Genomic DNA, 20,156 nt, shown 5'->3' with positions numbered 1-20,156 from the left:
GAATGAACAGCACACTGAGCTTCACCCTGCTGGCCCTTACCCTGGCCACAGCTTCAGCCCAAGCGGCACAAACCAACTGGCAGGCTGAAGTGAAAACGGCCCGTCTGTATTCCGATAATCTGAAAGTCAAAGAGCTGGAGCAAGCGTCTGGTCAGTCCGATCAGGGCTGGCAGCACAGTGCTTCGGTGTCAGCCCAGTGGCAATCGGGCGACAACCAACTGAACTGGAACAGCATGCTGCAGTTACAGCGTTGGCAACACAACCCTGAGTTTGACACCAGACTGTGGATCCACAGCCTGGACTGGTCGACGGCGCTGGCTGACTGGCGGGGTGGGCTGACGCTGAATTACGCCGATGCCGATGTTGCAACACAGGATTTTTTGCAGCTCTACCAGCCAGGGCTTTATCTGGCCCGGCTTTGGCCTTCGGGCTGGTACCAGCGTGCCAGCTGGCAATGGAGTCAGAAGCAGTTTGCTGCACTGGCCGACAGGGATGCCCGTCAGCATCAGCTGCGCTGGGACCAATTCTGGTTCAGCACGGATGGCCGGCAGCGAGTGCAAATGGCCGGTGCCTATCAGTGGGAACGGGCGCAACTGGCCAATTTCAGTTATCATGGGCCAGCGCTGGAACTGAGCTGGGCTTATACACAGGCCGACAGCCAGCGGCAGTGGAAGGTCAAAGCCGGTTACCAGTGGCGCGATTATCAGGCACCCTGGTCTGAGCAAGAACCGCAAGCACGGCAGGATCAGCAACGCTACCTGGGGCTGGGGTTGGACTGGACGCTCTGGCGCAGCCTGGCGCTGCAAAGCTCATTGGAACAACAGTGGGTGCATTCCAGCACCGACAGCCTGAATTACCGGCAGTTGCAAGTACAGTTAGGGCTGAGTTACAAGTTTTCCGGGTTCTAACAACCCTGCACCAAACTGTGGGTCCGGCCCGGGCTCTCCTAAATCTGTGGCCTGCTGACGTAAAAAGTCAGGCAGTTGCGGCTGCGGCACCCCCTGCTGCAAAGCGCAGGCGGCAAAAGCCGCCACCACAGGGCTTGCCAGCGAGGTGCCACTTTGTTGGCTTAAGGCACCGCCAGCTTTGGCTGTCCATACCTTCACACCGGGTGCAGCAAAATCTATGTAGTCGCCCTGATTGGCCCATCGGTACAAGGTTCTGTGCTGATCCACTGCGGTTACCGCCAGCACCTGCGGGTAAGCTGCCGGGTACAAAGGGGCTGCGGCCGGGCCTGCATTGCCTGCCGCCGCCACCAACACCAATTGCTGACTCAGTTGTTCGACCACCTGCTGCAGTGCCGGATGGGCCGGTCCGGTCAGGCTCAGATTAATCACACTCACCTGTTGGCCAGCCAGCCAGTCCAGCGCCTGCAACAAAGAATCCAAAGTGGCGCCATGCTGATAGGGGTTCTGCTGGTAAAAGGCTTCCGCCACCAGCAACTGTGCCTGCGGCAGCAATGGCTGCAGTTGCTGATAACGCCCCACCAGCACTGACGCAACGGCGCTGCCATGCGCTGCGGAGCCAGCCATTGTGGCAGGCAAAAAACGGCGGCTTTGAATGCGGGCAGAACTCAGGGCCGGGTGGGAGGGTTCGACCGCACTGTCGACCAGGCCCAGGCTGACCGGGGCATTGCAAAGTGGCAGCCAGCTCAAGGTGCTGGGTTGGGGGGCGGGCACCGCTTCATTCACCGCCCCCTGCTGCAACTGGTAAATATAATGACGGTCCAGCTGCAGATGCAGCTCCGCAGGCAACAACTGCCGAAGCTGCTCTGCCTGGTCTTGCTCCGTGCTCACTTGCAATGTCAGTTGGTACAGGTTCAATGCGGCCAGATAACGCACCCGGTGAGGCAAAGACAACACAGGTTTTAACGCCTGCCACTGAGCCGCACTGAGCAGCATCAGCCACTCCCGCTCCACGGCTCGCTGGCCAGGGCTTATCTGCACTTCGGTCAGGCTCTGCGTGCCCGGTATACCTAAAGTCAGCCGCTCTGGCAGGTGGGTTAAGGGGTCCAGTTGTTGCTGCAACTGCTGCCGTAACTGGCGCAGCTCTCTGAGTTCGGCCTGAGGCAATGCAGCAGGTTTTAATGACCGTACTTCGGGCAAAGTCACAGGCAGCTGCACTGGTAACTGGTTCAGTAGGGGGTTAAGCTGGGCATGCGCTGTCACTGTGGTCAGCACCAGCATCAGGCTCAGGTAACGCATACAGACTCCTTGGCTCTTCTGGTTAAATGCTCACAGTGTTAACGTCAGACACAGAAAAAAATTCCGCAAAAGCCGGAATAAAAGGCTGAGTTGGCTCGTTTAGTTAAAAAAGGAGCCGGACATGACCAACGACCACATTAAAGTATTATTGCCACAGTTGCGCCGTTTTGCCTACGCGCTCTGTGCCAATGCGGCCGACGCCGATGACCTGGTGCAGCAGTGTATCGAGAAGCTGTGGCTGTCGCCGCCTGCAGCCGAAGTGCCGGTATTGGCCTGGTGTTTTCGGGTGATCCGCAATCAGTGGATCGATCAGTACAGAGCGCGTCAACTGCAGGGCATGACGCTGTCGGAACCTGAGCTGCTGGAGCAATTGCCAGGCCAGAGCAGTGACCCGCAACAGCAGATTGAACTGCAGCAGGTGAGCCGGGCCTTGCAGCAATTGCCGCAGGAACAACGGGAGGTGCTGGCTTTGGTGGCCGTACAGGGCTTCAGTTATGCTGAAGCCGCCGAGATGCTGCAGGTGCCAGGTGGCACTGTGATGAGCCGGTTGGCACGGGCACGACAACAACTGGCACGCTGGTTTGCCCAGCCTTCGGAGGTGACAGAATGACCCCCAGTAACGAACAACTCAGCGCATTTCTGGATGCAGAGCTTAGTCCGGCCGAGATGGAACAGGTGCGTCAGGCCATAGTGGCTCAGCCGGAGCTGGCCGACCGCCTGGCTGAACTGGCGGCCGTGGACTCCAGAGTGCAGCAGTTTGCAGCCAGCATCGATAACAGCCCATTAAGTGCCGGCTTAGCTCAAAGCCTGCACAGAATTGAACAGCCTGACGTGGTGCCACTGCGGCGCAGACCCTTGCCTTGGCTGGCGGCTGCAGCCTCAGTGACTGCTGTCGCCCTGTTATTGCAATTTGGTTCCGGCGGTACTGTTTCCGATCCCTGGTCTCTGGTGCAGCAGCGCCTGGAACAACAAGCCTCAGGCCAGCGAGTGGAGCTGGCGGACGGCAGGTCGCTGGAAGTGCAGTTCAGTTTTGTTGCACAAAACGGCCAGTACTGCCGGGTTTACCAGTTGGGCAGCGACAACCAAGTACAGCAACAGCTGGCCTGCCGCAGCGCTGAATGGACTTTAATGCACAGCGAAAGCCGGGTGACCGGGCAGGGGTATCAGACGGCGACTCACAGTGAGGCCCTGGATGCCCTGCTGGATCAGCAGATGGCGGCTGCTGCCATGACGTTGCAGCAGGAGCAACAGCTGCTGCAAAACGGCTGGCGCCCACAACCATGATCAGGGGGCTGTTGCTGCTGTTGGCGGTATTGCTGCAAAGCTGCAGCAGTACCACGCCCGCGCTGCCCGCTTGGTTACACAGCGAAGCCCTGAGCCCAAACTACCACCGCCTCTATATTCACCACCAGCTGAATGCCGGCGTCTGGACCCAAAGCAGCCTGCTGGCGGCTGCTTTGCTGACTGAACAACAAGGTTATGACTGGTTTGTGATTGAAGCAGAACAGAGTCAAATCAACCATAAAGCGGCCTCATGGCAGCCTGGGCCTGCCGCCGGTTGCACTGCACCTTATTGCCTGATCAGCGACAGCAAAGCACAAATCGCCACCCTGATCCGCCTTGACATCCGCCTCGGTACTGGCATTCAACCCACGCTGCCGCTGGCGTTTAGCGTTGCAGATGTGTTGTTTGAACAGGAAAAAGCGAAGAAAGAAATAACCACAGAAGACTAAAGAGGGCCCCAGCTGAGCGAAACGAGTGTTGTCAGAAAGCAGTGCTTTGTGCGAGTTGAACGTGCACAGCTTTAGCTACAAGTGGGAGTAGTCCGGTAAGGGCTGGCATGAAAACGTAGCTTGAAATGGTGGCCCCACCTGGACTTGAACCAGGGACCTGCCGATTATGAGTCGGATGCTCTAACCAACTGAGCTATAGGGCCATTTTTCACTTTCGTATGAGGCAGCAGGGTACATCCTGTAGCTTCATTCCGGTTCGGCCATCCACGGCCTCACCTTCGCGTCTTTCGCTGTGATGTTAAATCACAGCTCATCGCTTTACAGCGAACGCCCCTCAGCCAACTGAGCTATAGGGCCATTTCTACACTTTGCAAGGAAGCTGCAAGGCTGCAGCACAAAGCAACCGCAGTATATGTATTTTGTGTTGGCTTGTCACGGCTAAAACCACAGCACAAACAACTGATTGGCGGAATTTTAGGCAAAAAAACAGGCGCTGTACGGCGCCTGTTTTGTTCTGAATAGCTTTTTAAACTTTTATTCGTCCAGGAAGCTCTTTAATACTTCGCTGCGGCTTGGATGGCGCAGTTTACGCAGTGCTTTGGCCTCAATCTGACGAATACGCTCACGGGTAACGTCAAACTGCTTACCAACTTCTTCCAGCGTATGGTCGGTGTTCATGTCGATACCGAAACGCATCCTCAGCACTTTGGCTTCGCGGGCTGTTAAACCGGCCAGCACTTCGCTGGTGGCGGCTTTTAAGCTTTCCATGGTGGCTGAATCCAGTGGCGATTCCGAGGTGCTGTCCTCAATAAAATCGCCCAGATGCGAATCTTCATCGTCACCAATAGGGGTTTCCATTGAGATTGGCTCTTTGGCAATTTTCAGCACTTTACGGATCTTGTCTTCCGGCATGCCCATACGCTCAGACAGTTCTTCCGGTGACGGTTCACGGCCCATTTCCTGCAGCATCTGACGGGAGATACGGTTCAGTTTGTTAATGGTCTCGATCATATGCACCGGAATACGGATAGTCCGTGCCTGGTCCGCGATAGAGCGGGTAATGGCCTGACGGATCCACCAGGTGGCATAGGTCGAAAACTTATAACCACGGCGGTATTCGAATTTGTCGACCGCTTTCATCAAACCAATGTTGCCTTCCTGAATTAAGTCGAGGAACTGCAGACCACGGTTGGTGTATTTCTTCGCAATCGAAATTACCAGACGTAAGTTGGCTTCCACCATCTCTTTTTTCGCCCGGCGCGCTTTGGCTTCACCAATCGACATGCGGCGGTTGATGTCTTTAATTTTGAAGATAGACAGGCCAGTCTCTTCTTCAATTTTTTTCAGCTTGTCGATGCTGCGGTACAGCTCGTCTTTCATCTCGGCCATACGGGCTGAGTGAGGTTTGGCAGCAGCAATTTCGGCGTCAATCCAGGCCGTGCTGTTTTCGAAACCGCTGAAGGCCTTCATAAAGTTCTTCTTCGGCATCTTGGCGTATTCAACGCAGTGTTTCATCACAATGCGTTCCTGCACCCGCACCCGGTCCATCATCTCACGCATGTTTTTCACCAGGCGGTCGAATTGTTTGGGGACCAGACGGAAGCAACGGAAGACTTCGCTCAGCTTCTCGATTTCTTCTTTGGTGGTTGGGTGCTCACGGCCATTATTGATGATGGAGTGACGGGTCACTTCATACTGGGCACGTAAGGCGCCAAATTTTTCCCGGGCCATTTCTGGGTCTGGGCCCGAATCACCATCGTCCGAAGAATCACCGTCTTCATCTTCCTCGTCGCCGGAGATGTCAGTGTCTTCGTCATCCAGTTGATCTTCTGGCACGTCGGAGCCGATATGGGTCGCGGTTGGCGCCATATCATCGGCTTCGTTCGGGTCGATAAAGGCGGTGACTATGTCACTTAAACGGATTTCTTCGGCTTCGTATTTATCCCACTGTTCCAACAGGTAGGTAATGGCTTCCGGGTATTCAGCCACAGAGGTCTGAACCTGATTAATGCCTTCTTCAATACGTTTGGCGATGTCAATTTCGCCTTCACGGGTCAACAGTTCCACTGTACCCATTTCACGCATGTACATACGAACCGGATCAGTGGTGCGGCCCAGTTCTTTATCGACACTGACCAGCGCCTGGGCAGCTTCTTCTGCCGCGTCTTCATCCGGCGTGGCATCTGTCATGATCAAGTCATCGGCATCTGGTGCTGTTTCAAACACCTGAATGCCCATGTCGTTGATCATCCGGATTATGTCTTCAATCTGATCCGAGTCGATGATGTCTTGTGGAAGGTGATCATTGACTTCAGCAAAGGTTAAGTAGCCTTGCTCTTTACCCTTTAAAATCAGGAGTTTTAGTTGCGACTGAGGATTTTGCTCCATAGAGGCTGCTCTTCCACCCAAATAAGTTAGTCTGAAAATGCGAATTAGCGATTATAACAAAGCGCAGCTTTTCTAGCCAGCCACGACCTGCCTGCCAACCCAGTGTTATTTGCTTTTAAACGCTTTTAGTAACAGCACGAATTCCTGTTTTTCTGCCTGCGAAAGCTGTTCCAGCGTATCCTTACGTTGCAGCTCTTCCAGACGCTGCGCCAGATACTGATCTTCTATCGAACGGAAGGTATCCAGAAACTCCTGCGTCAACTGTTCTTCGGCAACCTGATGGTCCCATAAGGTCAGCTTGACCAGAATGTTGTATTCAGCGGTATCCCGCCAATGTTCTAACAATTGAGCTGTGGTTGCTTTGGGTTGTTGCAGCAGCTTCTCCTGCAACGCCAGTAATAACTGAATGCCCGGCAGATTGGCCTGAGCCAGCTCAGGTGCGACGGGCATCACCTGCGCCAGCACCGGGTGTTGTATCAACAGTGCAATGGCACGCCGCATAGGTGTAATTTTCGGGGTCGGTGTCGCCGCGGCAGCCACGGCCGTTTTTGCCACGGGCCGTGCCGCTGTTTTCACGTTTTTCCCCACCAGCGCCTGCAGTTTTTCATACAGGGCGTCACGGTAAAATTCGCTGGGTATTTGTTTAATCAGCTCATTGGCTTTGGCCCACAAGGCGGATTTACCGGCATCGGTACTGACATCCAGTTCTTTGACCAGATGATCAAACAAATAAATCCCTAACGATTGCGCCTGGTCCAGTCGTTGCAAGAATGCCGCTTTGCCTTCTTGTTTTACCAGCGAATCCGGGTCTTCGCCTTCAGGCAAAAACACAAAGTTCAGTTCAACACCATCTTTCAGATGGGGCAGGGCACTTTGTAATGCCCGCCAGGCCGCATCACGTCCGGCTCTGTCGCCGTCATAACAGCAGGTGACTGTGCTGGTGAGCCTGAACAGGGTCTGCATATGATCTGGGGTCGTGGCGGTGCCTAAACAAGCCACAGCAAAGGAAATACCTTTATCCGCCAGGCCGACCACGTCCATATAACCTTCAACAATCAGCACCCGGTTTAACCGCTCGTCATTCTGTCGGGCTTCATAGAGGCCGTACAACTCACGGCCTTTATGGAACAAGCGGGTTTCCGGTGAGTTCAGGTATTTTGGGGTGCCGTCACCCAAGACCCGGCCACCGAAGCCAATGACCCGGCCACGTTTATCCCGAATTGGAAACATCAGCCGGTCGCGGAAAAAGTCGTACTCACGGCCGTTTTCGTTTCGGTTGATCAGTTTCAGTTCAAACAACTGATCGCGTTGCGGTTTGCTACTGGCCAGTTGCTTCAGCAAGAAATCCCAACTTTCAGGCGCATAACCAATGCCGTATTTTTCGGCTGTTTCTGCGCTGATACCGCGATTGGCCAGATAACTGCTGGCTGCTTCATGACGACTTAATGCCTGCTGATACAGCGTCGCCGCTTTTTGCATTTGGCTGTAATCGTCGGCCTGGGCCTGAGGCCGCTGAGGCCCTTTGCCTTGCTCACGTGGCACTTCCAAATGGTGCAGCCGGGCTAAATCTTCAATGGCTTCAACAAACTCCAACTGCTCATAGGCCATTAAAAAGCTGATCGCGTTGCCATGAGCGCCACAACCGAAGCAATGGTAAAACTGCTTGTCCTGGCTGACGGTAAAAGAAGGCGATTTTTCGTTATGAAAAGGGCAGCAGGCCTGGTAGTTTTTACCAGCCTTTTTTAAAGGAACTCTTTGATCTATCAGCTCAACAATATCAGTCCGGGCGAGCAGCTCGTCGATAAAGTGTCTGGGAATTTGTCCTGCCACCTTTTTCCTTACGCGGTCTTCAGAAAAAGACAAGCCGAGCAAGAGCCCGGCATGCAGTGATTCGGCCTAAACTTAGTTCAGTCTGGATTTGACCAGCTGACTTAATGCACCCATATCAGTGCGGCCCTGCACCTGTGGTTTTAACCACGCCATCAGCTTGGCCATGTCCTGCATTGAGCTGGCACTGGTTTCTGCTATGGCTTGTTGCAGTAAATCATCCAGTTCTGCCGCCGACAAGGCTTTTGGCAAAAACTGTTCAATGATTGTAATTTCGGCCAACTCGGTGTCAGCCAAATCCTGTCTGCCTGCGGCGCTGTATTGACTGGCAGATTCTTTGCGTTGCTTGGCCATTTTGGTCAGCACGGCAAGAATATTGGCGTCAGTCGGTTCCATCTGCGCATCAATCTGGCGTTGCTTTACTTCAGCCAATGCCAGACGAATAGTGCCAAGGCGTAATTTGTCCTTGGCACGCATTGCGTCTTTTTGTGCTTCTTGCAGTTGCTCTAACAGCGACATCAGTCAGGCAGAAAAGAAATTAGTAAAGCTTGATACGACGAGCGTTCTCGCGGAACATTTTTTTCATGTGGCGCTTTACTGCGGCCGCTTTTTTACGTTTACGGATCCAGGTTGGTTTCTCGTAAAACTCTTTAGCGCGCACGTCAGCCAGAACACCAGCTTTTTCGCAAGAACGTTTGAAACGACGCAGAGCTACGTCAAACGGCTCGTTTTCTTTAACTTTTACTACAGGCATTAAATTCTCACCTCGGTCACTTTGGTTAGCGTCTAACCAATACGATTAAAAATGGTGCGGCATTCTACCCAAAAGCCACTACCAATGTAAAGCAATAAGTGTTTCGCTGGCTCTGCTCTACGGATGCCAGTACAATTCGCCGCGTATCATAGAGTGGAAGGGGAAAAAATGCGAGTCCTTGGCATCGAAACCTCCTGTGATGAAACAGGAATTGCCATATACGATGAACACAAAGGCTTATTAAGTCATGTGCTGTACAGCCAGATCCCACTGCATGCCGATTACGGCGGTGTGGTGCCTGAGCTGGCGTCGCGTGATCATATCCGTAAAACCCTGCCACTGATCAAGCAAGCGTTAACCGAAGCCGGATGCAGCGCTTCGGACATTCAGGGGGTTGCCTACACAGCGGGCCCTGGTCTGGCTGGCGCTTTAATGGTGGGGGCTTCCATTGGCCGCTCTCTGGCGATGGCCTGGAATGTGCCGGCTCTGGCGGTGCATCATATGGAAGGCCATTTATTGGCTCCTATGCTGGAAGAAAAGCAGCCTGAATTTCCTTTTTTAGCTTTGTTGGTGTCCGGTGGTCATACTCAACTGGTGCGCGTCGACGGTATTGGCCAATACAAGTTGCTCGGTGAATCCATTGACGATGCGGCGGGTGAAGCCTTCGATAAAACAGCCAAATTGATGGGGTTGGATTATCCAGGCGGCCCACTGCTGGCGAAATTAGCCACCAAAGGTAATTCTGCAGCTTACGCCTTTCCGCGCCCTATGACCGACAGGCCTGGTCTGGATTTCAGCTTTAGTGGCCTCAAGACAGCGGCTGCTAATGTGATCGCTGCCGAAGGCAAAAGCCCGGATGTGCAGGCGAATATCGCGGCGTCATTCCAACAAGCTGTGGTGGATACTCTGGTGTTGAAATGCAGACGGGCGTTGAAAGAGCAAAAGCTGAAGCGGCTGGTGGTTGCCGGTGGTGTCAGTGCCAATACTTCTCTGCGCGAGCAGCTGGAACAACTGCTGTCCAGCTTAAAAGGAGAAGTGTTTTACCCACGTAAAGAGTTCTGCACCGACAATGGTGCCATGATTGCGTTTGCCGGATTCCAACGCTTAAAAGCAGGTCAGCAGCAGGATTTGTCGATAGGTGTCACGCCACGCTGGCCAATGGATCAATTGCCCGCTCTTTAAATGAATGGGGTCAGAGTCATACTCTGACCCCTACTCTGACCCCGGATCTGATTCCTTTTTGGTTTTCTTGCGGCCTTTATGCCAGACTTTGCTTTCATCACCCCGCCAGAGCCGGATGATGTTGTCTTTATGGCGCAAAATAATCAGCAGGCTCAGCATTGACACAGGAATAGTGTATAAAGGTTTGATAAACCAAGTAAAAATTGGCGCCAACGACACTGTCACTATGGCTGCCAGGGACGAATAACCGGTCGCACCCACCAGCATCATCCAGGTGGAAATTAATAAACCTGCCAAATCCAAACCTATAGGCATCATGCTGCCAAAAGCCGTGGCGACTGCCTTGCCACCTTTAAAACCAAAAAACAGCGGATAGATGTGACCGAGGCAGGCGCAGATGGCAATCATGCCAAGGTAGAAAGCTTCAATCCCTAAGAAATAAGAGCCCCAGACCGGAATAGTGCCTTTGAGCACGTCAAACACCAGTACTAAAATCGCGGGGAATGCGCCGCCCAGGCGCAATACATTGGTGGCTCCGGGGTTACCTGAACCATGGGTGCGCGGGTCGGGTAAACGGAAAATCCGGCTGACCAGAATAGCAGAGCAGATCGAACCGCTTAAGTAGGCGGCAAGCATCATTACTGCTATGGTTGGGGTCATGGTTCTGGGTTCCTCAGTCTGGCAAAGTGCGCTAGAATCACGCCCTTATCAAAAGGCGGTCAGCTTATAGAGTTTTGTGGTTTTTGCCTATCCGACCAGCAGACTACCTGAAACAGTAACTTAACAAAAGCGGAAATCAGAATGGACAAAGTTTTTATCAGTGCCTTGCAGGTCCCAACCGTGATTGGGGTCTATGACTGGGAAAAACAAATCCAACAGACGCTGGTGTTTGATATTGAGATGAAAACAGATATCCGCCTGGCTGCCGCGAGTGACGATTTGCAATTGACCATCGATTATGCCGCAGTCTGTCAGGCCGTAACTGAGCTTTGCGCTGTGCCGCATCAGTTGCTGGAAACTGTGGCGGAAAAAACTGCCACTATGCTGCTGCAGCGTTTTCCCACTACAGCAGTAGCGATCCGTATCGGTAAACCTGGTGCGGTGCCACAGGCCGCTACTGTTGGTGTAAGCATTAACAGGGGCGACTGGTAATGGCACTGATCTACATCAGTGTGGGCAGCAATATTGAACGCGAGCGTCATATTGCCGCCGCTTACCTCGAGTTACACGCACTGTTTGGTCCGCTACGCTGTTCGCGGGTGTTTGAAAGTGAGGCGGTCGGTTTTGTCGGCGATCCCTTTTACAACCTGGTGATCGAAGCCCATACGGCGTTGGCCGTTGCAGATTGTATCAGCGCGCTGAAAAGCCTGGAGCAGCGTTACGGCAAAGCTGCGGCTTCGCCTAAATTTTGTGGCAAAACCCTGGACCTGGATTTATTGACCTACGACGCGCTGATCTGTCAGCAACCGCTGGAATTGCCCCGAGCTGAAATCCTGAAAAATGCCTTTGTGCTTTGGCCTTTGGCTGAGCTGGCACCAGAACAGTTGCATCCTGTGCTGCAGCAGAGCTACCAGTCGTTATGGCAGGCCTATCAGGAACAGCAGCAGCTCTGGCCTATTGAGTTTGTCTGGCCTGATCCCACTGTTGTTTTACCTGCGTCACTGCTGCCAGCCGATGCTCAGCCAGTTTGTGTTTAATAGCTTCACCTTTCAGGCCTGCCGCTACTATGGCTTTGATATCGACAGCCCTGGCCGCCTGGGCGGCTTGCAATAAATACTCCTGCTGTGGGTAGTCCGCTTGTTCAAAGCCGGTGCGGCCACGTAAATCTGCAACGGCACACAGCAGCAATAAGTCCAGCCGTTCTGGTTTACGCCATAAATCGATGCCATCAAAGAGTTTCAGCACTGTGGCGGGGCGCAGCTCCAGGGCTTTGTGAAGCAGTTGATGGTACTGACAGGCGAGCAGCGCCAGCTCTTTGCAGTCATTCGGCACCCGCAAGCGCTCACACATGGTTTTGAGCACAGGTAAACCACTGTGTTCATGGCCATGATGCGAAGGCCAGAGCGCCGGGTCGGTTTCGCCTTTACCGACGTCATGGCACAGCGCAGCAAAACGGACGTCTAACCGATCGGATAACAATGCCGCCTGTTGCAGCACCAATAAAGTGTGAATACCGGAGTCGATTTCGGGGTGCCATTTTGCTGGGTTGGGCACGCCCCAGAGTCTGGCCAGCTCCGGCATCAGCGCCGCCAAAGCACCAACCTGATACAGCACCTCAATATAGGCCTCTGGGTTGCGTTCCTGCAACGCCCGGGCGCTTTCCTGCCAGACCCGTTCTGCCGTCAGGTGCTGCAACTCACCGCTGTGACTGAGCAGGCGCATCAGGTTCAGGGTCTCGTCGGCAATCTGAAAACCCAGGTGCTTATAGCGGGCATAGAAGCGGGCCACTCTTAATACCCGCAGTGGGTCTTCCGCAAAAGCCGGCGATACATGACGCAGAATTTTTTGCTGCAGGTCCTGGTAACCGCCATAAGGGTCATGCAGCTGCCCTTCTTCGTCCATCGCCATTGCATTGATGGTCAGATCGCGGCGCAGCAAATCCTGCTCCAGCGTAACGTCTTCGGCGAAATAGCAGGCAAAGCCGGTATACCCCTGGCCCTGTTTACGTTCAGTGCGGGCCAACGCATATTCCTGTTTGGTTTTGGGATGCAGGAACACCGGAAAATCCTTACCAACGGCTTGATAGCCCTGAGCCAGCATTTGTTCCGGTGTGCTGCCGACCACCAGCCAGTCCTGGTCCAGCGCCGGATAATTCAAGAGTTTGTCGCGAACTGCGCCGCCGACCAGATACAGCTTCAATGCTTTCCCACCAACAGTTTTTTTGCCATTATAACGCCCCAGCAGCAAAAGTCGCTCAACCCAACCTCAGGAACGCCATGTACACCGGATTTTTTGGCCTGAACAGCCAGCCGTTTTCGATAGCGCCGAACCCTGATTTTTTGTTTCTCAGTGCCCGTCACGCTGAGGCGCTGGCTCATTTGCGTTATGGTTTGGGTGATGCAGGTGGTTTTGTGTTACTGACCGGAGAAGTCGGCACCGGCAAAACCACAGTATCACGCTGTTTATTGCAGGAACTGACCGACCAGACCGAAGTGGCTTTTATTTTAAATCCGACGTTGAATGAACTGGAGCTGCTGGCCGCCATTTGTGATCAGTTGCGTATCCGCTACAAAAAGGCGGATGCCAGCCTGAAAAATCTGACCGATAAAATTACCAACCGCCTGCTGAAAAACCATCAGGCCGGTAAAAATACCATTTTGATTATTGATGAAGCCCAGCATTTGCAGCCTGCAGTGCTGGAGCAGTTGCGTCTGCTGACCAATCTGGAAACCAACACTAAAAAGCTGCTGCAGGTGATCCTGATAGGTCAGCCGGAATTACAGCAGTTGCTGCAGCGCCAGGATTTACGCCAGCTGGCGCAGCGCATTACCGCCCGCTACCATCTGATGCCTTTAACCGAACAGGAAGTGCAGCAGTATGTCAGTTATCGTTTGCAGGTGGCCGGCTGCAGCCGGCCAGTTTTTACTGCGGCCGCGCTGAAAAAGTTGTTTCTGTTGTCTGGGGGGATCCCGCGTTTATTGAACCTGATTTGTGACCGGGCTTTGCTCGGCGGCTACAGCCAGCAAAAAGCCTTGGTGGATGCGAAACTGATAGAGCAGGCGGCAACTGAAGTGTTGGCGGTAAAAATGCCGGTGCAAAGCCAGCCATGGCCCTGGTGGTTGTGGCCGGCTGTTACTTTATTGGCACTTGGCGCTGGTGCAGCTGTCGCCACACTGTGGTGGAACTGAGAATTTATGTCGTTATTGATGGATGCGTTGAAACAACAGCAGCAAGTACAGATTGCGGCTGAATCAAAGCCAGGTATGAACTGGCTGAAACCTCTGTTGTTGCTGTTGATTATTGGGGCGGGTTTGGCAGTGGGGTTCTGGTTGGGCCGACAGCCGCAGCCTGAGGTTGTTGCTGTGCCCACAAAACCAGCACCGCCTGTGGTGGTACAGCCTGTGGCAGCGAGCGCCGCAGAAATTGCGCAGGAGCTGCAACTTGCGGCCGATCTATTGCCTGCTCAACCAAGCGAATTAGAAGCCGTTTCTGAGCAACTGCTGGTCTCAGCGCAACCGGACATGCCGATGCTGGGGCGCAGCCGGGCCGAAACTGAGTTTCAGCAAACAGACCCCTTTGTTGAAGCTTTTACTGAGGACGAACTGAGCCCGGTCAGCGATTTATTGCCTGCCGAAGAGCTGGAAAACTCCGAAGCACCGGCTGAGCTGAAAGAAAAGTTTGCCAGTGCACTGGCGGCTGCAGAACGCAGCAACAGACAACCTCAGATCAATTACCACGATGTGCCGGCTGTGCCGGTGCAGCAGCTGGACGATCTGCTGCAGCGTCAACTGCCTGAGCTGAAATTTGAAGCCCATGTCTACGCGTCCGAGCCGGCGCAGCGCTGGGTGAAAGTCAATGGCAAAGACTTGCAGCAGGGCCAATGGCTGACTGCCGACGTGCAAGTCAAAGAAATATTGCCGCAGTATGTGGTGTTGCAGTTTGGTCAGCAGACGTTCAGTGTCGAGGCGCTGAGCGACTGGAGTTATACCCGTCGTCCTTGAAGCCGCAGCTTTGTTGACTGCGCCCTCTCACCCCAGTCACATAGGGTGACTATGCTCCTGGGGTCTCACTGGCTTGTCGCCTCGCTGCAACTCCAACTGACTTGGGTAGAAACCCGTCGTCCTTGAAGCCGCAGCTTTGTTGACTGCGCCCTCTCGCCCCAGTCACATCGCTTGCCTATGTTTCTGGGGTCTTGCTGCCGCGCAGCTTATTGCAGCACCGACTGGCGGAAAAAGCGCATTAAATCAATGTCAAAGTCTTCCGGCATCACCGCCGCTTCAATTTCATCATCCACTTTGGTTTGTGCTAAATCCAGTTCCTGCACTTCCAGATAATGGCGAAATTTGGTGTGATAAAACACTTTCACCACAGGTTTGAGCGGATCGACCAGATTGGCTTTGAGTACTATTGCCAGCTTCTGGCTTTTCAGTTTCACCAGCGTACCAACCGGATGGATGCCAATGGCCTGAATAAATTGCGCCAGCAATTCCTGATCATAGCTGTGGCTTTCTTTTTTCATGATTTTCAGAGCCGTAATGCCGCTTTGCCCTTCTTTGTAACAGCGGGTTGCTGTGATGGCGTCATAGGTATCAACAATGGCAATCATGCGGCCATACAGGGAAATCTGCAGGTCTTTCAAACCTAAAGGGTAGCCCTTACCGTCCAGCCGTTCATGGTGCACTGCCGCCACATCCAGACTGGCCTGGCTTAACCCCGCTATGGACTCCAGCAATTCGAAGCTGTAGATCACATGGTTGCGCATTTCCTGCAGCTCGTCCGGATCCAGCCGGCCTGGTTTATTCAGAATATGGTCCGGCACTTTAATTTTGCCCATATCATGCAGCAAAGCGCCGGTCGCCAGTTGCTGGATCAGCTCTTGTTCAAAGCCCAGTTGTTTGGCAAAAATGGTCATCAGGATCGAGACATTGACGGAGTGTTCCAGCAGGTAGGCGTCTTTGTCGCGGATACGGCTGATGCAGAGCAACGCGTCCTGATTACGGAAGACGGATTCAATAACACCATTGGCGCAATCAACAAAAGGCTGCAGTGCCAAAGGGCGACCTGCCTGGATATCGGCAAAGGCTTTTTTCTGCAGACCTTTGGCTTGCTGGTACAACACCTGCGCCTGTTCCAGTTCCTTGCTGTAGGGCACAGCCCGGTTTTTTTTGGCGTCTGCCGCTGTGCTGACTGGGTCGCTTGTGGGCAGCTCAGTCGTTTCTTTCGACTGGTTCAGGTCTTTGCTTGGATCGGTCAGCAGTTCCAGCACGCCCTTTTTTTTCAGCTGGGCAATCATAGCGTCAGTGCGAACCCAACCTTCGGTTTTAATTTCGACCCGGCCTCGTTGTTTTAAGACGGCCACCACGTACATTCCTGGTACTAACTGGTCAATAGAAACGGTTTTGAACTGATTTGACTGATTCATTGGACCTCAGCAACAAAAAGTTAACCGAAATATTTAAAAACTGCAAATTTGATAAAAATGATATCATTTCTTTCGAGCAAACAAAAGCCCACCATAAGGTGGGCTTATCAAATGGAGGCCAGAAAAAGTAATGGGGTCAGAGTCGCACTCTGACCCCAGGGATTAACCCAGATTGTCGGCCATTGTCATCAGCGACGCATTGCCACCAGCTGCTGTGGTGTTGATGGTCACGGTTTTTTCTGTGACCAGACGGTGCAGCAACTGATGATCGGCAGGGCTGGTGACCAGCGCTGTAATAGCACCTGAGCGTGCAGCAATCCATTCACCCGCCAGGGCTTTGTGCGGGTCTGTCGCTTCAATAACTGCGGTGGCCAGCTCTGGCGCCGCCAGCAGTGCTTTCAGCTGATTCAGACGGGTGACGGCAGTCAGTGCCGCAGGTAAACCCACCTGAGTCAGCAACTGACGAATGGTTTCCAGCTCTTTTTGCTGGCTGTCACTGCCAGTGCTGACCAGCGCGTTACCGGACACCAGTGCAGTGATCAGGCTCAGCACATAGTGGTGGAAGCTGCTGTGTTCGCTGTGCAGCAATGCTACAACCCCTTTGGCTTCCAGGAACAGCTGGTTGGATTCGCCGGTTGGGCCTGGCAAGGTGATAGGGTTGGTCAGTTGTTTTTCCAGGAAACTCAGCTGCTCGCGGGCCGCTTCCAGTACCTGATTCAAATCATGTTCGCGCTCAGAGACCAGACGGTTACCAGCCAGCTGCGCCAGGAAACGTCGCAGTACAGAACTGCGTGCTGTGACGGACTGACGTTGCCACTGGTATTGCGCCTGCGCCATTTGTTGCAGTTGCTGATTCAGCTTGCTGTCTGTGGCTGGGGCTGCACTGAGCGCTGCGACCACAGCGCTGTCCAGCGCCGGTGCTTCCAGTTCATGCTCTTTCACCAGACGGCTTAAGTAGAAAGGACCACCGGCTTTCGGGCCAGTGCCGGACAAGCCGCGGCCACCGAATGGCTGTACACCCACCACGGCACCAATCATATTGCGGTTCACATAAATGTTACCGGCTTTGATTTCGCTGGCCACTTTCAGGGTGGTCTGCGCTATGCGGCTGTGCACACCCATGGTCAGGCCGTAGCCTGTGTTATTGATCTGGCGAATCACCTGGTCCAACTGCTCAGCTTTGAAGCGGATAATGTGCACCACAGGGCCGAACACTTCACGTTCCAGCAGGTTCAGGCTGCTGATTTCATACAAACGCGGCGCAAAGAAGAAGTGGTTGCCTGCCGCTGGCGCCTTGCAGACATAATGCAGTTTGGCTTTGCCCTCCAGGTACTGCACATGGTCGTTCAGGCGTTGCAGGGCTTTGGCGTCAATCACCGGGCCTAAGTCGGTCGATAACCAGGCCGGGTCACCGACTGTCAGTTCGGCCATGGCCCCTTTGATCATGGTGATGATTTTGTCGGCCACGTCTTCCTGCAGGAACAGTACCCGCAGTGCTGAACAACGCTGACCTGCACTCTGGAAACCAGAGGAAATAACGTCGTCCACGACCTGCTCAGGCAGAGCGGTGGAGTCGACAATCATACAGTTCTGACCACCGGTTTCGGCGATCAAAGGTACTGGCTCGCCACCACGTTCAGCCAGTTTACGGGCAATCCAGGCGCCGGTTTCGGTCGAGCCGGTAAACATGACGGCTTTAATCCGGCTATCCGGCACCACCTGCTCACCCACCTGACGGCCAGGCGCGATGACCAGACGCACCACGTCAAGCGGGAAGCCGGCTGCCTTCATCAGCTCCACAGTGCGCACTGCAATTAAACTGGTTTGCTCTGCAGGTTTAGCCACCACTGTGTTACCTGCCACCAAAGCAGCAGCCACCTGGCCTAAGAAAATGGCCAGCGGGAAGTTCCACGGACTGATACAAAGCACCACACCGCGGGCCTGGCTGTGCTGCAGGTTCTGGTTGGCCTGGTCTGCGTAATAACGGCAGAAGTCGACGGCTTCGCGCACTTCAGCCAGGCTGTCGCCCAGGGTTTTACCGGCTTCTTTGATACAAAGTGCCAGCAGTTCATCGCGGTGCGCTTCCAGTTGATCGGCCAGTTTATTCAACAACAAGGCGCGCTCAGCGACAGGGCGGGTCGACCAGCTTTGGAAAGCCAGCTCTGCTGCTGCGACAGCAGCCTGCATATCGTCCGCAGTGGCATGTTGGTGATAACCAATAATTTCGTCTGTATTGGCCGGGTTACGCACGGGTTCAGCATTGGCCTGATGTTCGATGGCGTGCACTGTCGCCAGCCAGTTGTCCATGGCCTCACGCATTTGGCTCATCTGATCGATATCGGTCAGATCCTGGCCTTTGGAGTTCAGGCGGCTGCTGCCATACAGATTGGCCGGCATCGGAATAGAGCCGTTGCGTTTTTTGCTCCAGCTGCGCACCAGTTCGACCGGGTCTTTCAGCAAGGACTCCACCGGAATATTTTCATCCACAATGTTGTTCACGAAGGAGCTGTTGGCACCGTTTTCCAGCAGGCGGCGTACTAAATAGGCCAACAGATCCTGGTGTTCACCCACAGGGGCATAAATACGGCAAGGCACTTTATCTTCTGCCACCACCTGGTCATACAAGGAATCCCCCATGCCGTGCAGGCGCTGGAATTCGTAACCTGTGCGGTCGGGCGCCATTTCAAGAATGGTGGCTACTGTGTAAGCGTTGTGGGTGGCAAACATAGGGTAAATGCTGTCACGGTACTCCAGCATCTTCCTGGCACAGGCCTGGTAAGACACGTCGGTCGATGGTTTGCGGCTGAATACAGGGTAATCGGCCAGGCCTTCAGCCTGGCTGATTTTCACTTCAGTGTCCCAGTAGGCGCCTTTGACCAGACGCACCATCATTTTGCGCCCCACTTTGACGGTCAGCTCGCGCAGCCATTCAATGACAAAGAGACCACGTTTCGAGTAGGCCTGTACCGCCAGACCAAAACCTTCCCAGCCCGCCAGATCCGGATCGGCAAACACGGCTTCGATGATATCCAGCGACAAGTCCAGGCGGTCGGCTTCTTCGGCGTCCACGGTAAAGCTGATGTTGTAAGACTTAGCGGCCAGCGCCAGCTGTTTCAGCATAGGCACCAGTTCTGCCATTACGCGTTCGCGGTGAATAAATTTGTATTTCGGATGAATGGCCGACAGTTTGACGGAAATGCCTGGGCTTTTGAATGGACCCCGGTTTTTCGCCGCTTTGCCAATCACATGAATGGCCATCATGTAGCTGTCGAAATACCGTTTGGCGTCTTCGCTGGTGCGGGCGCCTTCGCCCAACATGTCGTAGGAGTAAGTAAAGCCTTTGTTTTCCAGCTCCACTGCACGTTCCACGGCTTTTTCAATGGTGGTGCCCATCACAAACTGGGTGCCCATAATTTGCATGGCATAACGTACCGCCTGGCGGATCACCGGTTCACCCAAACGGCCACAGGTGCGTTTTAACAAACCAAACTGGGCTTTTTTCTGGTCGTCGCTGTAGTTCACCAGCTTGCCGGTCAGCAATAAACCCCAGGCGGATATATTCACAAAAAGCGATTCGCTGTTGCCCAGGTGAGAGCTCCAGTCGCCGGTGGATAATTTGTCCCGGATCAGCAAATCGGCTGTGTGTTTGTCCGGCACCCGCAGCAGGGCTTCGGCCAGACACATCAGCACCAGGCCTTCTTCGGTCGACAGGGAAAATTCATTCAGCAGTGCATCGACACCGCCTTTACCGACCTGCAGACGGCGGATTTCCACCACCAGCTGACGGGCGCGTTCCCAGGCCCGGCTGCGTGCAGCTACACCAATATCTGCAATAGGCAGCAGGTTGTTCAGTACCAGATCTTCGTCGGCGCGGTAGTGGTCGCGCATGGCCTGGCGGATGGGATTTGTGGTGGTCAGTTGGCCTTGAAATAGCATGATCATTGTCCGGTTGAGGTCAAAAATAATGCTGCATTTTATTGAAAGCG

18 protein-coding genes and 1 tRNA gene are annotated in these 20,156 nt (G+C 53.9%); 9 read left to right on the top strand and 10 right to left on the bottom strand.

Translation table 11 applies throughout. The features are described 5' to 3' along the window. Window positions 1-2: 2 nt before the first annotated feature. A complete protein-coding gene (locus tag WKJ04_RS06880) occupies window positions 3-908 on the top strand; it encodes a hypothetical protein (protein ID WP_337879747.1) in 906 nt (301 codons plus the stop codon). Here WKJ04_RS06880 and WKJ04_RS06875 read toward each other — a convergent pair. Further along, window positions 876-2,204: a S8 family serine peptidase gene (locus tag WKJ04_RS06875; RefSeq protein WP_337879746.1), complete on the bottom strand. Its 1,329-nt coding sequence runs from the start codon at window positions 2,202-2,204 to the stop codon at window positions 876-878. The two genes, WKJ04_RS06880 and WKJ04_RS06875, sit on opposite strands and share 33 nt — an antisense overlap. 121 nt (window positions 2,205-2,325) lie before the next feature. Here WKJ04_RS06875 and WKJ04_RS06870 point away from each other — a divergent pair, with 121 nt between their 5' ends. The 3 genes from WKJ04_RS06870 to WKJ04_RS06860 are packed head-to-tail and all read left to right on the top strand — an operon-like array spanning window position 2,326 to window position 3,937. Beyond that, entirely contained in the window at window positions 2,326-2,814 is a 489-nt protein-coding gene (locus WKJ04_RS06870) for an RNA polymerase sigma factor (RefSeq protein WP_337879745.1), read from the top strand. After that, entirely contained in the window at window positions 2,811-3,488 is a 678-nt protein-coding gene (locus WKJ04_RS06865; RefSeq protein ID WP_337879744.1) for a hypothetical protein, read from the top strand. The genes WKJ04_RS06870 and WKJ04_RS06865 overlap by 4 nt, the downstream gene beginning before the upstream one ends. Beyond that, window positions 3,485-3,937, top strand: coding sequence for a hypothetical protein (locus tag WKJ04_RS06860; protein ID WP_337879743.1), 453 nt, complete (start codon window positions 3,485-3,487; stop codon window positions 3,935-3,937). The genes WKJ04_RS06865 and WKJ04_RS06860 overlap by 4 nt, the downstream gene beginning before the upstream one ends. Before the next feature lie 126 nt (window positions 3,938-4,063). On the opposite strand, the gene WKJ04_RS06855 is transcribed toward WKJ04_RS06860, so the two are convergent. The 5 genes from WKJ04_RS06855 to rpsU all read right to left on the bottom strand — a co-directional run bounded on the left by WKJ04_RS06855 (window position 4,064) and on the right by rpsU (window position 8,906). After that, window positions 4,064-4,140: transfer RNA gene (locus WKJ04_RS06855), tRNA-Ile, on the bottom strand. Window positions 4,141-4,471: 331 nt separating this feature from the next. Beyond that, window positions 4,472-6,325: an RNA polymerase sigma factor RpoD gene (rpoD, locus tag WKJ04_RS06850; protein ID WP_337843429.1), complete on the bottom strand. Its 1,854-nt coding sequence runs from the start codon at window positions 6,323-6,325 to the stop codon at window positions 4,472-4,474. Window positions 6,326-6,430: 105 nt separating this feature from the next. After that, the gene (gene dnaG / locus WKJ04_RS06845) at window positions 6,431-8,155 is read right to left on the bottom strand and encodes a DNA primase (protein WP_337879742.1); all 1,725 of its coding nucleotides are present in this window, start codon (window positions 8,153-8,155) and stop codon (window positions 6,431-6,433) included. A gap of 72 nt (window positions 8,156-8,227) precedes the next feature. Then, the gene (locus tag WKJ04_RS06840) at window positions 8,228-8,671 is read right to left on the bottom strand and encodes a GatB/YqeY domain-containing protein (RefSeq protein ID WP_337879741.1); all 444 of its coding nucleotides are present in this window, start codon (window positions 8,669-8,671) and stop codon (window positions 8,228-8,230) included. A gap of 19 nt (window positions 8,672-8,690) precedes the next feature. Then, the gene (rpsU, locus tag WKJ04_RS06835) at window positions 8,691-8,906 is read right to left on the bottom strand and encodes a 30S ribosomal protein S21 (protein WP_337843432.1); all 216 of its coding nucleotides are present in this window, start codon (window positions 8,904-8,906) and stop codon (window positions 8,691-8,693) included. Window positions 8,907-9,074: 168 nt separating this feature from the next. Here rpsU and tsaD point away from each other — a divergent pair, with 168 nt between their 5' ends. Next, the gene (gene tsaD / locus WKJ04_RS06830) at window positions 9,075-10,088 is read left to right on the top strand and encodes a tRNA (adenosine(37)-N6)-threonylcarbamoyltransferase complex transferase subunit TsaD (protein WP_337879740.1); all 1,014 of its coding nucleotides are present in this window, start codon (window positions 9,075-9,077) and stop codon (window positions 10,086-10,088) included. A gap of 30 nt (window positions 10,089-10,118) precedes the next feature. Here the strand turns inward: tsaD and plsY are convergent, their stop codons facing one another. Beyond that, on the bottom strand, window positions 10,119-10,748 hold the full coding sequence (gene plsY / locus WKJ04_RS06825; protein ID WP_337879739.1) for a glycerol-3-phosphate 1-O-acyltransferase PlsY: 630 nt from the start codon (window positions 10,746-10,748) through the stop codon (window positions 10,119-10,121). A 141-nt stretch (window positions 10,749-10,889) separates the two neighbouring features. On the opposite strand from plsY, the gene folB reads away from it, so the two are divergent. Then, window positions 10,890-11,240: a dihydroneopterin aldolase gene (gene folB / locus WKJ04_RS06820; RefSeq protein ID WP_337879738.1), complete on the top strand. Its 351-nt coding sequence runs from the start codon at window positions 10,890-10,892 to the stop codon at window positions 11,238-11,240. Beyond that, window positions 11,240-11,785 (top strand): 2-amino-4-hydroxy-6-hydroxymethyldihydropteridine diphosphokinase, encoded by a 546-nt coding sequence (folK, locus tag WKJ04_RS06815; protein WP_337879737.1) that lies wholly within the window; start codon window positions 11,240-11,242, stop codon window positions 11,783-11,785. Before folB ends, folK begins: the two co-directional genes overlap by 1 nt. On the opposite strand, the gene WKJ04_RS06810 is transcribed toward folK, so the two are convergent. Beyond that, window positions 11,703-12,947 carry a multifunctional CCA addition/repair protein gene (locus WKJ04_RS06810; RefSeq protein ID WP_337879736.1) on the bottom strand — a complete coding sequence of 415 codons (1,245 nt, stop codon included), beginning with the start codon at window positions 12,945-12,947 and terminating at the stop codon, window positions 11,703-11,705. The two genes, folK and WKJ04_RS06810, sit on opposite strands and share 83 nt — an antisense overlap. A 77-nt stretch (window positions 12,948-13,024) precedes the next feature. On the opposite strand from WKJ04_RS06810, the gene WKJ04_RS06805 reads away from it, so the two are divergent. Continuing rightward, a complete protein-coding gene (locus WKJ04_RS06805) occupies window positions 13,025-13,936 on the top strand; it encodes an AAA family ATPase (protein ID WP_337879735.1) in 912 nt (303 codons plus the stop codon). Between the two features lie 6 nt (window positions 13,937-13,942). After that, on the top strand, window positions 13,943-14,749 hold the full coding sequence (locus tag WKJ04_RS06800; protein WP_337879734.1) for a general secretion pathway protein GspB: 807 nt from the start codon (window positions 13,943-13,945) through the stop codon (window positions 14,747-14,749). A 206-nt stretch (window positions 14,750-14,955) separates the two neighbouring features. On the opposite strand, the gene WKJ04_RS06795 is transcribed toward WKJ04_RS06800, so the two are convergent. Both WKJ04_RS06795 and putA read right to left on the bottom strand, forming a co-directional pair. After that, complete coding sequence (locus tag WKJ04_RS06795) at window positions 14,956-16,170, bottom strand: HD-GYP domain-containing protein (RefSeq protein WP_337879733.1); 1,215 nt, start codon at window positions 16,168-16,170, stop codon at window positions 14,956-14,958. Window positions 16,171-16,332: 162 nt separating this feature from the next. Beyond that, window positions 16,333-20,106: a bifunctional proline dehydrogenase/L-glutamate gamma-semialdehyde dehydrogenase PutA gene (gene putA / locus WKJ04_RS06790; protein WP_337879732.1), complete on the bottom strand. Its 3,774-nt coding sequence runs from the start codon at window positions 20,104-20,106 to the stop codon at window positions 16,333-16,335. Between the last annotated feature and the right edge of the window lie 50 nt (window positions 20,107-20,156).

It is taken from the genome of Rheinheimera sp. (genome assembly GCF_037442345.1).
In the GTDB taxonomy this organism is placed as follows: domain Bacteria; phylum Pseudomonadota; class Gammaproteobacteria; order Enterobacterales; family Alteromonadaceae; genus Pararheinheimera.
The sequence above is the reverse complement of the archived record's forward strand: the minus strand, read 5'-3'. Positions and strand labels throughout refer to the sequence as shown.

Bases quoted from the DNA above. Each gene is read 5' to 3' on its own strand.
- WKJ04_RS06880 (WP_337879747.1), top strand. From the start codon at position 3: ATGAACAGCACACTGAGCTTCACCCTGCTGGCCCTTACCCTGGCCACA.
- WKJ04_RS06875 (WP_337879746.1), bottom strand. From the start codon at position 2,204: ATGCGTTACCTGAGCCTGATGCTGGTGCTGACCACAGTGACAGCGCAT.
- WKJ04_RS06870 (WP_337879745.1), top strand. From the start codon at position 2,326: ATGACCAACGACCACATTAAAGTATTATTGCCACAGTTGCGCCGTTTT.
- WKJ04_RS06865 (WP_337879744.1), top strand. From the start codon at position 2,811: ATGACCCCCAGTAACGAACAACTCAGCGCATTTCTGGATGCAGAGCTT.
- WKJ04_RS06860 (WP_337879743.1), top strand. From the start codon at position 3,485: ATGATCAGGGGGCTGTTGCTGCTGTTGGCGGTATTGCTGCAAAGCTGC.
- rpoD (WP_337843429.1), bottom strand. From the start codon at position 6,325: ATGGAGCAAAATCCTCAGTCGCAACTAAAACTCCTGATTTTAAAGGGT.
- WKJ04_RS06840 (WP_337879741.1), bottom strand. From the start codon at position 8,671: ATGTCGCTGTTAGAGCAACTGCAAGAAGCACAAAAAGACGCAATGCGT.
- rpsU (WP_337843432.1), bottom strand. From the start codon at position 8,906: ATGCCTGTAGTAAAAGTTAAAGAAAACGAGCCGTTTGACGTAGCTCTG.
- tsaD (WP_337879740.1), top strand. From the start codon at position 9,075: ATGCGAGTCCTTGGCATCGAAACCTCCTGTGATGAAACAGGAATTGCC.
- plsY (WP_337879739.1), bottom strand. From the start codon at position 10,748: ATGACCCCAACCATAGCAGTAATGATGCTTGCCGCCTACTTAAGCGGT.
- folB (WP_337879738.1), top strand. From the start codon at position 10,890: ATGGACAAAGTTTTTATCAGTGCCTTGCAGGTCCCAACCGTGATTGGG.
- folK (WP_337879737.1), top strand. From the start codon at position 11,240: ATGGCACTGATCTACATCAGTGTGGGCAGCAATATTGAACGCGAGCGT.
- WKJ04_RS06805 (WP_337879735.1), top strand. From the start codon at position 13,025: ATGTACACCGGATTTTTTGGCCTGAACAGCCAGCCGTTTTCGATAGCG.
- WKJ04_RS06800 (WP_337879734.1), top strand. From the start codon at position 13,943: ATGTCGTTATTGATGGATGCGTTGAAACAACAGCAGCAAGTACAGATT.
- WKJ04_RS06795 (WP_337879733.1), bottom strand. From the start codon at position 16,170: ATGAATCAGTCAAATCAGTTCAAAACCGTTTCTATTGACCAGTTAGTA.
- putA (WP_337879732.1), bottom strand. From the start codon at position 20,106: ATGCTATTTCAAGGCCAACTGACCACCACAAATCCCATCCGCCAGGCC.